We start from the raw sequence: 13,810 nt of genomic DNA, 5'->3' as shown, positions 1-13,810 counted from the left end.
AATTAGCCCGGGGCCATCAGTCGTTGCCGTACTCCTGCTCCATCGGCGGATCGTCGACGACGACCTGGAACGTCTCCGGCAAGTCCGCCTGGTCGAGCAGGTCGACAGCGTGAGCCGCTGAGTCGATGAGCAAGTACCTCGGCATCCTGGTCTTCAAGCTCCTGCCCCACCTCGGCCGGCCGACGCATCCTGAGGCACAGGCGCCAACACGTCGTAAGCCGAACGGCACGCGGAGCGTGCCACAAAGGGAACGACTCCCGGAGATCGCCAAACCCAGACGTCTGGCTCATTCGGCGCGAGACAGCCTCACCGCATGGGGATCCGTAAACAGCGACCAGAACGCACATTCTCAATCAGCAACCAAGGCGCCCGGAGGAGCCGGGCGGCCATTTCACCGGAGCGACCTCAAGGGCGATCAAGGCTCAGCCACACCCGACCCTCCCGGGCCGCTGAACAACTTGCGGATCGAGGCCGAGGCTCACGACTCCGTAGCGTCGGCTACCCTCGCGGACGCGGCGGGTGGGCAAAGCGGGTGCACGACGGGCCAGGTGGAGCTGAGGTCGGCCAGCACCAGATCGGCGCGAGCGCCTTCCCGCAGAGAACCGCGGTCGTGGAGGCCCACGCACGCGGCGGGTCCTGCCGTCACGAGCGCGATCGCGCGCGGCAGGGTCATCACCCCGTCCCGCGCTAGCTTCAGCGCGGCGGGCAGCATCGCGGTGGGCAGGTAGTCGCTGGCCAGGGCGTCGACCAGTCCGGCTCTTGCGAGTTCGGTGGCCGAGACGTTTCCGGTATGGGAACGGCCGCGGATTACGTTGGGGGCGCCCGCGACGATAAGCATGTTGCGCTCACGGGCGGCGCGTGCGGCCGTGAGCGTGGTGGGGAACTCCGCTACGGTCCCGCCGTGCGCTACGAGCGCGTTGACCTCCGCGGAGGTGGCGAGATCGTGGCCCCAGAGCCGGATCCGGCCAGCGTGTGTCAGGTGGCCCAGCCACGCAAGCGCGCTGTCTCGGATATCGAGGCGGAGGTTCCGGTCGCGGCGCAAACCAGCGACGTGGTCCGCGGCCTGCTGCTCGGTCATTCCCTCCCCCAGCACGAGCCAGCGTCGCATCGTCGCCTCGTCGTGGAACTGACCAATCCCCGGGGTGTGGTCCTCATAGGACACGACCGGGAGGCCCCCCTCAGGGGGGAGCCGAGCTAGGTGGTCGTCCAGCGTCGTTCGGCCGTAGGCGCAGCGGACGTCGAGCCGGTGCAGGATTCGGTGGTCCGCCTGGGTGTCAGGGGGATTACGCAGCACGTGTGACAGGTCGACTGCGTCGGGGGAGCCGATCGGCATGCCCAGGATGGATCGCTGCTGAAAAGCTAGGCCGTGGAAGGCGGTCGTGATACCCGCAGCGCGAAGGCGGGCGCCGGCCGACCCGAGGGCGAACGAGGGGTCGAGCGTTACGTCCGGCCGCGGGCACAGCTCCTTGGTGAGCATGTCGCTGTGAACATCAACGAGACCTGGCAGGAGGTGGGCGCCCCGCCCGTCCAAGTCGCAGCTGGCACCCGGTGGATGCGCTCCCACCTCTACGACGTGACCCTCGCGCACCACGACGCGGGCGTTATCGATCATCCGGTCGCCGAGCACCGCGACTACGTGACCAAACACGTAGTCGCGCGATGTCCAAGGGGCCACGATCGATCAGCCTAAGCCCACCTCATACCCGCGCCCGGCCGCCCGGGTAGATCGCAGCGGATGGCCGGCACGCGTTCACCCGGCGTTAAGGCGCGGCCCCGTCCCGCTTCACAATACCTCTATATGGTTTGGTCATTCACCCACAGACCTATAGAGGAGTGTTCGTGCTCGAACTTTCCGAGGTGAGCAAGACCTACAAGGGTGGCGTGCGAGCTCTGGAACGCACTGATCTCAAGATCGAACCCGGGCAGGTGACGGTGCTACTGGGGCCCTCAGGGGCGGGCAAGTCGACGCTTCTGCGCTGCATGAACCTGCTTGTCACTCCCTCGACCGGCACCGTCCGAGCCGAGGACCTGCCGCCCCTTGAGTCCCGCCGCGCGCTACGAGACCACCGCCGCCGAACCGGCATGGTCTTCCAGCACCACCAGCTGATTCCGCGCTACACCGCCCTGCGCAACGTGTTGTTGGGGCGGGTCGGGTACCAGTCCCTGTGGCGCGGGTTGTTGCCCTCCACCCGCGAGGACGAGCGCATCGCGCTCGATGCGCTCGATCAGGTCGGGCTGCTCGACAAGGCCCTGGAGCGTGCCGACAGCCTGAGCGGCGGCATGCAACAGCGGGTCGGCATTGCTCGAGCCCTCGCGCAAAGGCCGCGCCTCATCCTCGCCGACGAACCGGTTGCCAGCCTGGACCCGGCAACCTCCCAGCGCGTCATGTCGCTGCTGCATCGAGTCTGCGAGCACAACGGCATCACTCTGGTCGCCAGCCTTCACCAGGTCGACCTAGCCCTCGGGCACGCGGACCGCATCATCGGCCTCGCGCACGGTGAGGTCGTGTACGACGGCCCGGCCGAGAAGGTCACCGACGCCGACCTGCAGCTGATCTACGAGGGCGTCACCGACAACGCCGTCGAGCCAGCCCCGACCGACCCCACGGTCAAACAGGCAGCCGTTGCCGCCGCCAGGTAGTACGACTCACCCCCTTTTTCCCAACCACATCCCAGAGGAACATCCATGCCCGTTCACCGTCATCCCACCCTCGTCGTCGCGACCCTGATCTCCTTGATGCTCGTGCTCGCCGGTTGCGGGTCCGGCTCAGGGAGCGGGGCCAAGGCCGAGGCCGGCGCGGTTCCCGAAACCCTGCGGGTGGCCTTGCTGCCCGACGAGAACGCCTCAGACGTGATCAAGAACAACGAACCGCTGCGGCAGTACCTCGAGGATGAGCTCGGCGTCGAGGTGGAGCTCATCGTCACCACCGACTACTCCTCGATGATCGAGGCCATGGCCCGCGGGCGCCTCGAGCTCGGCTACTTCGGCCCCCTCTCCTACGTCCTTGCTCAGGAAAAGTCCGACATCGAGGCATTCGCAGCGATGCAAGACGTAGAGGGCGAGGCGCCGACGTACCGATCAGTAATCGTTGGCAACCCCGCCGTCATCAAGAGCCTTGAGGACATCGCCGGCAAGACCGTCGCCTGGGGCGATCCGGCCAGCACCTCCAGCCACCTGATCCCGAAGGCGATGCTCGTCGAGCAGGCGGATCTGAACGTCGACGACGGGGACTACCAGGAGCAACACGTCGGCGCCCACGACGCCGTCGCGCTCGCGGTGCAGAACGGCAACGCCGAGGCAGGCGGCCTCAGCAAGCCGATCTACGAGCGGCTCGTCGAGGAGGGCATCATCGACCCGGCTAAGGTGGCGGTGATCGCGGAGTCGGAGCCCTATCCCAACTACCCCTGGACCATGCAGGCGAGCTTGCCCGAAGACTTCAAGGAGCAGGTGCGCAACGCCTTCCTCGAACTTGACGCCCCTGAGGTGCTGGAGCCGTTCGGCGCTACCGGGTTCGAGCCCATCACCGATGAGGACTACGACGTCGTACGCGAGCTCGCGCCGCTGCTCGACATCGACCTGGCGGACTTCCAGTGAGCACCGGGCTGCTCTCTCCCGATCAGGAAGATGCCCAGGAGGCAAGTTTCCGGGCGGTCGCCCAGCAGGTGCGCGCTGACTGGCGCCGTCGGGCAGCAGAGCTCGCCGTGGTGACGGCGTTGGTGCTCTTCTGCGCCTACTTCGTCGGCCTGCTCGACAGTGCCCGGATGGGCGCCGGGCTGGTCGACATCGTAGACCTGCTCAGCGAGATGTGGCCGCCCGACTTCACCAACCTGAACGCCTGGTGGGGTCCGCTCTGGGATTCCTTGGCGATGAGTCTGGCCGCGACCGCGCTCGCGGTGCTGCTCTCGGTGCCCCTGGCGCTCCTCGGCGCACGTAACACCTCACCCCACCCCGCCGTCTACTGGTCGGCGCGGATGATGCTCAACGTCCTGCGCTCAGTGCCGGAGCTGATCATGGCAATCGTCTTCGTCGCCGCAGTGGGCTTCGGCGCCCTGCCCGGCGCGCTCGCCCTCGGCATCCACTCGGCCGGCATGGTCGGCAAGTTCTTCGCCGAGGCGATCGAGCACGCCGACCAGGCCCCAGTGGAGGCCGCCCGCGCCGTCGGGTCGACTCCGGCGCAGGTGATCATGCACGGCGTCCTGCCCCAGGTTCTGCCGCAGATGGCTGACGTCACCATCTACCGCTGGGAGTTCAACTTCCGGGCCTCGGTGGTGGTCGGTGTGGTCGGCGCCGGCGGGATCGGGTTCGAGCTGATCGCCGCGCTGCGCACACTCAAATACGAAGAAGTCTCCGCCATCCTGCTCGTCATTCTCGCCACCGTCACCGTGGTCGACGCCCTCGGTGGCCTACTCAGGAAGAGGTTCGCATGACCGACACCTTCGCGCGACCGGTGGTCGTCCTGACCCACCGGGTGCACCCCGAGATCCTCGATCTCCTCGGCCGCGTCTGCGAGGTCGTGCCGAACCAGGACAACGACAGCCTCCCACCCTCCGAACTGCGGCGACGGGCCGCAGACGCCGACGCATTGATGGCGTTCATGCCCGACCAGATCGACGCGGCCTTCCTCGATGGCTGCCCGCGGCTGCAGGTCGTTGCAGGAGCCCTCAAGGGCTACGACAACATCGACGTCGACGCCTGCACCGAGCGCGGGATCTGGCTCACCCGGGTCGATGACCTGCTCACCGAACCCACCGCCGAGCTCGCCCTCGGGCTGCTTATCGGGCTCGCGCGTCATGTGACGAGCGGTGACCGCCGAGTGCGCGATGGCTTCCCGGGGTGGCGGCCGGTGCTCTACGGCCGCACGCTCATCGGCTCCACGATCGGGATCGTCGGGGCCGGCGTGCTCGGACAGGCGGTGGCGCGGCTGCTCGGGGGCTTCGACGCCCGCCTGCTCTACTGGGACCCCCAGCCAGTGACGCCATCGAAGGCCAGCGCACTCGGGTTGGAGCGCGTGGAGCTCACCGAGTTGCTCACACAGAGCGATGCCGTGGTGGTTTGTGCACCCCTGGTGCCCGACAGCCTGCACCTGTTGAACCGCGAAGCACTCGCATCGATGCGGGCGGGCACACTGCTGGTCAACGTCGGACGAGGCTCGGTGGTGAGCGAGGACGCCGTCACCGAGCTGCTGCGCGGTGGCCACCTCGGCGGGTACGCCGCCGACGTCTTCGAGTTCGAGGACCTGTCACGCCACGACCGACCGGACGGCCCGCACCCCGACCTGCTCGAACTGAACGAGCAGACGCTCTTCACTCCACACCTGGGCTCGGCGGTCGCAACTGCCCGGCTCGCGATCGAGGAGCACGCGGCAAACGCCATTCTGAAGGTGCTGGCCGGAGAGGAGCCCGAGGGAGCCGTCAACAACCCGAACCGAGAGTCGCTGACGACGTCCCGCCCGCCGCTATGATCCTACCCATCAACGACGTCCCGCGCCGAAGGCCCTCCGCCCGGATACCGGTCTACCTAGCCACAGCCGACGCCTTGGCCGAGCGGATCGCAGAGCAACCCGTCGGCACGCGGCTCCCATCGGAAGACGAACTCGCCCGGGACCTGGGCGTCAGCCGCCTCACCGCACGGGCCGCCCTGTCCGCGCTCGAATCCCGCTACCTCGTCCGGCGCAGGCAGGGCAGCGGAACGTACGTCTCGCGGCGCATCGACTACACCATCAGCCGGCACAGCCCACCGAGCTGGAGCGCGAGCGTGCGCCAAGCCGGTCTGACCCCGCACATTCGCACCACGGGCTGGCGCCTCGACCAGCCACCGGCGGAGGTGCGGAGCCGGATGCGGGTGGGTGCTCGACGACAACTCCTCGCAATCTCCCGCGACAGGTACGTCGACAACGACCTAGTTGGCTTCGCCGAAACCTGGCTCGACCCGGATCTCGTCCCCAACCTCACACAGGTCCTCGAGCCCGGAGCGTCTCTGCACGACACCCTGGCAGGCCACTACGGCATCCAGCCGGTGCGCGGCTGGTTCGGCGTCGCGATCGACCCCGCGCCGTCCGAGGTGGCCCAGCATCTCGGGCTTAGCGGCCGACCGCTGGTGATCGCGATCCGCAGCCGCACCGACGCGGCCGCCCGTGACCATCGGCCGGTCGAGCTCACGCTTTCCTGGCTCCGTGCCGACGTGTTCCGGATCGACGTCGACTTCGACACGAGACCCTGACTCCAACCACCACGTGTTGATGGTCGTCCATGTGCGCCGCCTCGTTGTCGCGCTTGGATGAGGTTCTCTGACCGGCGGCATAGGTGTATCGGGCCAACTCGAGTTGCAGCGGCTTGCCCGCAGCGGCGACGGCGAGGCGAGCGGCTTCGCGTCGTTCAGCGCGTGCTCGACGCACCGTGACCTGGGATACGGCCACAAGTGACACCACGGCGCCGACAACGGCGCTCACCCCGGCTGGCAATGAGCGTTGACCAATCCACGTCCCCAGAGTGGCACGGCCCATCCCTGTGGATGATTCCAGCGGCCGGGCCGGCGACCGTCCTACCCTGCTCGACATGTCGTGACCGCGCAGGAGGCCGCGGGCATCCTCCATCGAGTCCAGGGCGTGCCACAGAGGGATCGGCGGATTCTCGCGGTCATCGCAACAGCAGTGGTCCGATCATCTCGATCGGCTTCTTGAACTGTAGACGTTTGCGGGGTCGGTCGTTGAGCTCAGCGGCGACGACGTCGAGGTGGGCTTCGGTGTGTACCGACAGGTCGGTCCCTTTCGGAAAGTACTGCCGGAGCAGCCCGTTGGTGTTCTCGTTGGTCGCCCGCTGCCAGGGCGACTTTGGGTCGCAGAAGTAGATGGCGATGTCGGCAGCGATCTGGACCTGTTTCCAGTCCCGCATCTCTACCCCCTGGTCCCAGGTCAGCGTCCGGCGCAGCTGATCGGGCAGGGTGCTGATCTTCGCGGCCAGGGCGGGTGCGACCTGTTCGGCCTTGGACCCCTCGGCGAGCGGCACCAGCAGCGTGTAGCCGGTGGAGCGCTCGACCAGAGTGCCGATCGCCGAGGCGTTGGCCTTGCCGATGATGAGGTCACCCTCCCAGTGCCCGGGTACGGCCCGGTCGTCCGCTTCGGCCGGCCGCTCACTGATGTTGACCATGTCGGGCAGCACCCGGTTCTTGCGCCTCGCACCTTGCCGGTTCGGGACCCGCATCTCCCGCCCCGTGCGCAGACAGCGCGTCAGGTCGCGGCGCAACGCACCGCGCGACTGCACGTACAGCGACTGGTAGATCGTCTCGGTCGACACCCACATCTCCGGCTGGTCGGGGTAATCCTCGCGCAACCGGCCGGCGATCTGCTCCGGGGAGTACCGCTTGGTCAGCTCGGTCTGAACCCGCTCCCGCAGCACCTGGTTGGTCACCAGCTTCGCCGACTTCGGGCGGGAGGCCCGCTGATGGGCCAGCACATGCGCCGAGCCCGCCCGGTACCGCCCGGTTCGGTCGGCGTTGCGGGCCAACTCCCGCGAGATCGTCGAGGGACTGCGACCGAGCCGCGCCGCTACCTGACGGATCGACTCACCCGCCGCCCGGGCCAACGCGATCTCCTCCCGCTCGGCGAAGGACAAGTAGCGCCCCTGCAGGTTGCGGCCACGACGTGGACGCACCCCGCCGGCCTGGCGCAGCCAAGCGAGCCCTCGATGGCGATGGGTGCCGGCCACCGCGGCCGCATCGGTCAAGAACTCACCGGCTTGCCACGCCGCCCAGAACGGCTGATACAGCTCGGCAACCAACTGATTGGAGAAACGCACGGTCATGAACACCCTCACAGGATCGATCAGGTGTTGCGACCACCGCACGAACCCGGGGATCCCGTACTGGCTACGCTCCCAGGTGACGATCGCTATCCGGGACGGTGTAGCAGCCGACGGTGGCGGTCGGCCGCGAGGCCACGACGGCGTCGGGCAGCTGGTTCACGGCACGAGCATCGCCGACGCCGCCATACGAATCTGCCCGACCGGGCAGGGGGCAGCGGCTCAGGAGATCCGTCGACGGCCCCGGTGCTGGGTCGTCCCCGACGCACAAAGCGCGTCCGCGCCCGAAGACGACCCACGCACAGTGCGCAACCGCACTGCGGCTCCGTGGTGGTTCAGCGCTCGCCTGGCTCTGCGACTAGAGCTACGGCTCGCGTCCACGCTCCGCTGCCGCACTCAACCTTGATCGGGAACGCGAGGATGGTGGCCCCGATCGCAGGCACCGCCGTGAGGTTGGCCAGCTTCTCGATCTGCAGATAAGGCTGCTCGATGCCAGCGAAGTGCGCGGGCCACAGCGCCGCCGGATCGCGCCGCTGCTGCCACTCCGCGCCGATCAGCGGATATGGCCGGTCCAAGCTCCAGGCGTCGGTACCGATGGTCCGCACGCCACGCTCGAGCAGCGCCAGCACCGCTTCACGTCCCAGACCACACCCGGTCTCCCAGAACTTCTCATCACCCCAGAGCCGCTCCGCGCCCGTGTAGAACGCCACCACAGCGCCCGCCTGCAGATCGGGTGCGATGCCCGCAAGGCGCTCGACCACTTCGTCTCGGCCGATCAGGTGCCCGGTGGGCAGGTCCGACACGTCCACCACCACCAGGTCACCGACGCACCACGAGAGCGGCACACGGTCGATGGTGGCGGCAGGTGCACCGCCTGCTGTCGGCGCGTAGTGCCACGGCGCGTCCACATGGGTACCCGCGTGCGTGGACAGCCGGTGCAGCATCTCACCGGCGAAACCCCGTCCGCCTGGCAGAGCCCCACGTGGGATGCCGAACATGCCCTCCCACACCTCGGCGCCTTCCTCATGCGTCTGTGCCTCCAGCCACGGGGGTACCGGCTCGCTCGGCGACGGTCCGAGACGGTGTGTCAGGTCGACGAGGCGAACACGGTGGCCCAACAGAGAAATCAGCTCTTCCACCGGATCATCGTCCCAGCCCTACGCTCGCCTCGGGCTGCGCACCTGCTCGAGATCCTGGTTGCGCCACCTGCCCCGGCCGAGTCGCGTCACCAAGCGTTCGCGAAGAAGCACACTCACATGGCCGCGATCCGTGCATCTGGCGACGTGCGTCTTTATAGCCGCCATCGACGCGGTTGCCCGCCCTGTCAAAGTGGCCGCCATGGACGACGACCTCGATGAGCGACAAACCGTCGACGGCGTGGCTGTCCTCCCCACCACTGCCGATGCGGTGTCGGCATCCGTCGCCTGTGCTCGGGCATTGGGGCTGCCAGCCGACGATCCCGAGGTCATCGCCGAGGGCTACAGCGTTCGCGTACGACTCAGGCCCGCACCAGTAGTCACCCGCGTCGTGACCGTCGGGCGCGCACTGCGCCCACACCCCCTGCCCTGGCTCGAACGTGAAGTGCTCGTCGCCCAGTTCCTCGCCGCCTCGGGCGTACCTATCGTCGCCCCGTGGGAGGACCCGGGGCCCCACATCGCAGAGGGACTGGAAGTGTGCCTGTGGCACTGGACCGAACACGACTCCCGCGAAGTATCAGCCGCCGGCTTCGGCGCGATGCTGGGACCGTTGCACGACGCACTGGCCCGCTACCCCGGTGACCTGCCCACCCTGATCGGCCCTCTCACCGACATCTCCCCGGCGCTGGCGATCTCATCAGATCCGACCCTCCATCGCGCTGCCGCCGAGTTGGTCCCCTTGACCCGGTCCTGGCCGGCCCGTCCCCTGCATGGAGACGCCCACACAGGAAACGTGCTCATGACGCCGGACGGACCACTCTGGACCGACTTCGAGGACGTGTGTGTCGGGCCCGTGGAGTGGGACATGGCCTCGATGACGATCACAGACGACGCATTGGCCGCCTACCCCGGCCCATCGACCGGACCCGACTCTCCGACTGCCGTGACCTGCGCCGTCTGCAGGTCCTCGCCGGCCTCCTGGTCGGGAACCACGACGACCCTTCGCTCTACGAGACGCTGGTCGCGCACCTCGACCGACGCCTCCACGACTGATCCGGCCTGCGAGGGAGGGCCGACTGGTCGAAGCCTTCGCGGTACGACGGCCAGGCCGGGCTGCCGCTGCCGCGTGCCGAAGCGGCCGAGCCCTGCGACGACCGCAGGTACGAAGACGCGGGAGGCCGCCGCGCCCAGCTCATGTCAGCCGGGTGACGACCGGTTGCCGGTGAGGGATCCGCTATCGGAACGAACGAGGCCTTCGGCCAGCAGGCACTTGACCGATGGTCGGGATTGCGCCGAGCAAGCTCTTTGAGCTCGACCCATCTGGCACGTATCTGGCACGACATATAACCCAAACAGCCTCTGACACCGCATCTTCGCAGGTCAGAGGCTGTTTGGTACTGGCGGTGGCGGTGGGATTTGAACCCACGGTGGGTTTGACCCCACACAACATTTCGAGTGTTGCACCTTCGGCCGCTCGGACACGCCACCGCGGGGAAGGTTACCGGAGACGGGCGGGGGCGATGAAATCGGATGCCCCGGGGATCAGCGATGCTGCGCGAAGAACCCGTCGAGCAGGGCCGCCGACTCGTCCGCGAGCACCCCGGCGACGACTTCGGGCCGGTGGTTGAGCCGGCGGTCGCGCACGACGTCCCACAGCGACCCGACGGCGCCTGCCTTCTCGTCGAAGGCGCCGAACACGATGCGCTCCACGCGGGCGAGTACGGCCGCACCGGCGCACATCGTGCACGGCTCGAGGGTCACGACGAGGGTGCAGCCGGTCAGCCGCCAGGAGCCGAGCGCGACGGCCGCTCCGCGGAGGGCGACGACCTCGGCGTGGCCGGTGGGGTCGTGGTCGAGCTCGCGGATGTTGTGCCCGACCCCGATCAGCTCACCGGTGGGGGAGATGACCACGGCACCCACGGGCACGTCGTCGGTGGCCAGGGCGGCGCGGGCTTCGGCGAGCGCGAGCCGCATCGGCTCGAGCCACTGGTCGGGCGCGGTCATGCAGAGGTGAGCCCGACGAGGTCGTCGAAGAGCTCGCCGAACCCGAGGGCACGCGCGACCTCGGAGAGCATCTCGTCGGGATAGAGGTCGTCGTCGTCGATCAGCACCCCCATGTCCATGGCGTGCATGCCGAGGTCGGCGAGCAGGTCGAGGTCGCCCGCGGGGGCCACGTCGTCGTCCTCGAGGTCGACGAACGGCGGCAGGCCGAGGAACTCGAGCGCCGACTGGGCCAGGTCCCACTCCTCGGCGGCCGTGATGTCGCTGAGGAGGACGCGGGTCGAGGGACCGTCCACGCGCACGATCACGAAGAAGTCCTCGTCGACGGCGATCAGTCCCACCGCGCCCTCGTCGCCGGGCAGGCGCCGCAGCGCGGCGCTGAGCGACTCGACCGACTCGTAGGCCGGCGAGGCGATGTCCTGCACCTGCCACCCGCCGTCGTCCCGGTAGGCGGCCAGCGCGAAGTCGACACTGTCGAGCTGGTCGTCCATGGTGAATCCCTCCACGAGAGCACCTCCGTCACCCCCAGCGTCGCAGATCCACCGCGAGGAGGAAACCCTGTGTCCCCGCGGGCTACTAGGGTGCGGTCCATGCGCACGCACGTCGTCGACCACCCGCTGGTCTCCCACAAGCTGACCACGCTCCGTGACGTCGAGACGGACTCGCCGACCTTCCGTCGGCTGACCGACGAGCTCGTGACCCTGCTCGCCTACGAAGCCACCCGCGAGGTGCGCGTCGTCGAGCACACCATCAACACCCCCGTCGCCCCCGCGACCGGCGTCAAGCTGGCCAGCCCCAAGCCGCTGGTCGTGCCGATCCTGCGCGCCGGGCTGGGCATGCTCGACGGGATGATGCGGCTGTTGCCGACCGCCGAGGTGGGCTTCCTGGGCATGGTGCGCAACGAGGAGACACTCGAGGCGTCGACGTACGCCGAACGCCTGCCCGAGGACCTGTCCGGGCGCCAGTGCTACGTCCTCGACCCGATGCTGGCCACCGGCGGCACGCTGGCCGCGGCGATCCGCTTCCTCACCGACCGCGGCGCCGACGACATCACCGCCATCTGCCTGCTCGTCGCCCCGGAGGGCCTGGCCAACCTCGAGGCCGGGCTCGAGGGCCTCGACGTCCCGGTGACCGTGGTGACCGCGGCCCTCGACGAGCGGCTCAACGAGAAGGGCTACATCGTGCCCGGCCTCGGTGATGCCGGCGACCGCCTCTATGGCGTGGCCCACTGACCCTGCGGTGCTCCCCGGCAGCGTGATGCACGCCACCTGAGACTGGGGCTCACGAACGCACAGCCCGTGTAGGTTTCCGGACAGTCCAGCCGCCCCCAAGGAGGCAACTGTGCGTATCGGCATCCCCCGCGAGTCCCGTCAGGGAGAGACCCTCGTGGCTGCCACCACCATCACCGCCGCTCAGCTCGAGTCGCTCGGTTATGACGTCGTGGTCGAGTCAGGTGCGGGCGTCGCCGCCGACCAGACCGACGCCGCGTTCACCGAGGCAGGCATCCGGGTCACCGACGCGGACGAGGTGTGGGCCAGCGACATCGTGATCAAGGTCAACGCCCCGACGGCCGACGAGATCTGGCGCCTGCGCCAGGGCGCGACGATCGTGTCGCTGATGGCACCGGGCCGCAGCCCCAAGCTGATCGAGCAGCTGCAGGCGCAGCGCGTCACCGGTCTGGCGATGGATGCGGTCCCACGCATCTCGCGCGCCCAGGCGATGGACGTGCTGTCCAGCATGGCCAACGTCGCGGGCTACCGCGCGGTGATCGAGGCGGCCCACGAGTTCGGCCGCCAGTTCACCGGCCAGGTCACCGCTGCCGGCAAGGTCCCGCCCGCGCGGGTCTTCGTCGTCGGTGCCGGGGTCGCCGGTCTCGCCGCCATCGGCGCAGCGGGCGCGATGGGTGCGATCGTCCGCGCCTTCGACGTACGCCCCGAGGTTGCCGAGCAGGTCGAGTCGATGGGCGGCGAGTTCGTCCGCGTCGACATGGAGCAGGAGGTCTCCTCCGACGGCTACGCCAAGGAGATGACCGCCGAGCAGGAGGCGGCGACCGCCGCGATGTACGACGAGGAGGCGCGCAACGCCGACATCGTCATCACCACCGCGCTGATCCCCGGCCGCCCCGCGCCCCAGCTGATCACCGCCGAGACCGTCGCCGGCATGCGCGCGGGCTCGGTCCTGGTCGACATGGCCGCGGCCAACGGCGGCAACGTCGCGCTGACCCAGGCCGACGAGCGCGTCGTCACCGACAACCTCGTCACGATCCTCGGCTACACCGACCTGGCCAGCCGCCTCGCCGCCCAGACCAGCCAGCTCTACGGCACCAACATCGTCAACCTGTTCAAGCTGCTCACCCCCGGCAAGGACGGCGAGCTGGTACTCGACCACGAGGACGTCGTGCAGCGCGGCATCACCGTCACCCAGGACGGCGAGTCGCTGTGGCCGCCGCCGCCCGTGCAGGTGAGCGCTGCCCCGGCAGCGCCCGTCGCGCCGGTCACCCGGCCCGAGCCCGAGCCCAAGAAGCCGATCGACCCGCGCCGCAAGTTCTTCGCGGCGGCGCTCGGAGCCGTCCTGTTCGCGCTCGCCGCGGCCTATGCCCCGCCGAGCTTCCTGGGGCACTTCACCGTCTTCGCGCTGGCGATCTTCGTGGGCTACTACGTCATCTCCAACGTGGCGCACGCCCTGCACACGCCACTGATGGCCGAGACCAATGCCATCTCCGGGATCATCCTGGTCGGCGGCATCCTGCAGGTCGGCAGTGACAACCTCGCGGTGACTGTGCTGGCGCTCGTCGCCGTACTCGTCGCGAGCATCAACATCTTCGGTGGCTTCCTGGTGACCGCACGCATGCTCCAGATGTTCCGGAAGGACTGAACG

Annotated in this window: 14 protein-coding genes and 1 tRNA gene; 8 read left to right on the top strand and 7 right to left on the bottom strand. The window is 68.7% G+C overall.

The features are described from left to right. Window positions 1–16: 16 nt before the first annotated feature. Both C9J87_RS20485 and C9J87_RS17325 read right to left on the bottom strand, forming a co-directional pair. Window positions 17–145 carry a hypothetical protein gene (locus C9J87_RS20485; protein ID WP_269801758.1) on the bottom strand — a complete coding sequence of 43 codons (129 nt, stop codon included), beginning with the start codon at window positions 143–145 and terminating at the stop codon, window positions 17–19. A gap of 333 nt (window positions 146–478) precedes the next feature. Continuing rightward, window positions 479–1,675, bottom strand: a complete 1,197-nt coding sequence (locus C9J87_RS17325) for an alpha-D-ribose 1-methylphosphonate 5-triphosphate diphosphatase (RefSeq protein WP_232820095.1) — start codon at window positions 1,673–1,675, stop codon at window positions 479–481. Between the two features lie 164 nt (window positions 1,676–1,839). Here C9J87_RS17325 and phnC point away from each other — a divergent pair, with 164 nt between their 5' ends. The 5 genes from phnC to C9J87_RS17300 are packed head-to-tail and all read left to right on the top strand — an operon-like array spanning window position 1,840 to window position 6,219. After that, window positions 1,840–2,640: a phosphonate ABC transporter ATP-binding protein gene (phnC, locus tag C9J87_RS17320; protein WP_036493832.1), complete on the top strand. Its 801-nt coding sequence runs from the start codon at window positions 1,840–1,842 to the stop codon at window positions 2,638–2,640. 45 nt (window positions 2,641–2,685) lie between these two features. Then, window positions 2,686–3,594 carry a phosphate/phosphite/phosphonate ABC transporter substrate-binding protein gene (phnD, locus tag C9J87_RS17315; RefSeq protein WP_010834889.1) on the top strand — a complete coding sequence of 303 codons (909 nt, stop codon included), beginning with the start codon at window positions 2,686–2,688 and terminating at the stop codon, window positions 3,592–3,594. Next, window positions 3,591–4,427, top strand: a complete 837-nt coding sequence (phnE, locus tag C9J87_RS17310) for a phosphonate ABC transporter, permease protein PhnE (protein ID WP_010834888.1) — start codon at window positions 3,591–3,593, stop codon at window positions 4,425–4,427. Before phnD ends, phnE begins: the two co-directional genes overlap by 4 nt. Continuing rightward, a complete protein-coding gene (locus C9J87_RS17305; protein ID WP_010834887.1) occupies window positions 4,424–5,461 on the top strand; it encodes a phosphonate dehydrogenase in 1,038 nt (345 codons plus the stop codon). The genes phnE and C9J87_RS17305 overlap by 4 nt, the downstream gene beginning before the upstream one ends. Next, window positions 5,458–6,219, top strand: coding sequence for a GntR family transcriptional regulator (locus tag C9J87_RS17300; RefSeq protein WP_051204286.1), 762 nt, complete (start codon window positions 5,458–5,460; stop codon window positions 6,217–6,219). The genes C9J87_RS17305 and C9J87_RS17300 overlap by 4 nt, the downstream gene beginning before the upstream one ends. Window positions 6,220–6,635: 416 nt before the next feature. Here C9J87_RS17300 and C9J87_RS17295 read toward each other — a convergent pair whose 3' ends face one another. Continuing rightward, entirely contained in the window at window positions 6,636–7,799 is a 1,164-nt protein-coding gene (locus C9J87_RS17295) for an IS30 family transposase (RefSeq protein ID WP_084623181.1), read from the bottom strand. Window positions 7,800–8,131: 332 nt separating this feature from the next. Then, window positions 8,132–8,935 carry a cyclase family protein gene (locus C9J87_RS17290; protein WP_084622976.1) on the bottom strand — a complete coding sequence of 268 codons (804 nt, stop codon included), beginning with the start codon at window positions 8,933–8,935 and terminating at the stop codon, window positions 8,132–8,134. A 199-nt stretch (window positions 8,936–9,134) separates the two neighbouring features. Between C9J87_RS17290 and C9J87_RS20590 the strand changes: the two genes are divergently transcribed. Continuing rightward, entirely contained in the window at window positions 9,135–10,241 is a 1,107-nt protein-coding gene (locus C9J87_RS20590) for a phosphotransferase enzyme family protein (protein WP_157953246.1), read from the top strand. 89 nt (window positions 10,242–10,330) lie between these two features. Here C9J87_RS20590 and C9J87_RS17280 read toward each other — a convergent pair. From C9J87_RS17280 to C9J87_RS17270, 3 genes are all read right to left on the bottom strand, one after another. Continuing rightward, a tRNA-Ser gene (locus tag C9J87_RS17280) sits at window positions 10,331–10,420 on the bottom strand. A gap of 54 nt (window positions 10,421–10,474) precedes the next feature. Then, window positions 10,475–10,936: a tRNA adenosine(34) deaminase TadA gene (gene tadA / locus C9J87_RS17275; RefSeq protein WP_107706146.1), complete on the bottom strand. Its 462-nt coding sequence runs from the start codon at window positions 10,934–10,936 to the stop codon at window positions 10,475–10,477. Further along, complete coding sequence (locus C9J87_RS17270) at window positions 10,933–11,424, bottom strand: tRNA adenosine deaminase-associated protein (RefSeq protein ID WP_036491817.1); 492 nt, start codon at window positions 11,422–11,424, stop codon at window positions 10,933–10,935. The genes tadA and C9J87_RS17270 overlap by 4 nt, the downstream gene beginning before the upstream one ends. A gap of 99 nt (window positions 11,425–11,523) precedes the next feature. Between C9J87_RS17270 and upp the strand changes: the two genes are divergently transcribed. Both upp and C9J87_RS17260 read left to right on the top strand, forming a co-directional pair. Next, on the top strand, window positions 11,524–12,165 hold the full coding sequence (gene upp / locus C9J87_RS17265; protein WP_036489937.1) for a uracil phosphoribosyltransferase: 642 nt from the start codon (window positions 11,524–11,526) through the stop codon (window positions 12,163–12,165). Between the two features lie 109 nt (window positions 12,166–12,274). Beyond that, the gene (locus C9J87_RS17260; RefSeq protein WP_036489935.1) at window positions 12,275–13,807 is read left to right on the top strand and encodes a Re/Si-specific NAD(P)(+) transhydrogenase subunit alpha; all 1,533 of its coding nucleotides are present in this window, start codon (window positions 12,275–12,277) and stop codon (window positions 13,805–13,807) included. Window positions 13,808–13,810 lie beyond the last annotated feature (3 nt).

The organism is Nocardioides allogilvus (assembly GCF_003047285.1).
Taxonomy (GTDB): Bacteria; Actinomycetota; Actinomycetes; order Propionibacteriales; family Nocardioidaceae; genus Nocardioides; species Nocardioides allogilvus.
Note: the sequence above shows the minus strand (reverse complement) of the source record. Positions and strands in the feature narration are given on the sequence as shown.

Excerpts from the sequence above, each read along its gene's own strand:
- C9J87_RS20485 (WP_269801758.1), bottom strand. The coding sequence starts at position 145 with ATGCCGAGGTACTTGCTCATCGACTCAGCGGCTCACGCTGTCGACCTG.
- phnD (WP_010834889.1), top strand. The coding sequence starts at position 2,686 with ATGCCCGTTCACCGTCATCCCACCCTCGTCGTCGCGACCCTGATCTCC.
- C9J87_RS17305 (WP_010834887.1), top strand. The coding sequence starts at position 4,424 with ATGACCGACACCTTCGCGCGACCGGTGGTCGTCCTGACCCACCGGGTG.
- C9J87_RS17300 (WP_051204286.1), top strand. The coding sequence starts at position 5,458 with ATGATCCTACCCATCAACGACGTCCCGCGCCGAAGGCCCTCCGCCCGG.
- C9J87_RS17295 (WP_084623181.1), bottom strand. The coding sequence starts at position 7,799 with ATGACCGTGCGTTTCTCCAATCAGTTGGTTGCCGAGCTGTATCAGCCG.
- C9J87_RS20590 (WP_157953246.1), top strand. The coding sequence starts at position 9,135 with ATGGACGACGACCTCGATGAGCGACAAACCGTCGACGGCGTGGCTGTC.
- tadA (WP_107706146.1), bottom strand. The coding sequence starts at position 10,936 with ATGACCGCGCCCGACCAGTGGCTCGAGCCGATGCGGCTCGCGCTCGCC.
- C9J87_RS17270 (WP_036491817.1), bottom strand. The coding sequence starts at position 11,424 with ATGGACGACCAGCTCGACAGTGTCGACTTCGCGCTGGCCGCCTACCGG.
- upp (WP_036489937.1), top strand. The coding sequence starts at position 11,524 with ATGCGCACGCACGTCGTCGACCACCCGCTGGTCTCCCACAAGCTGACC.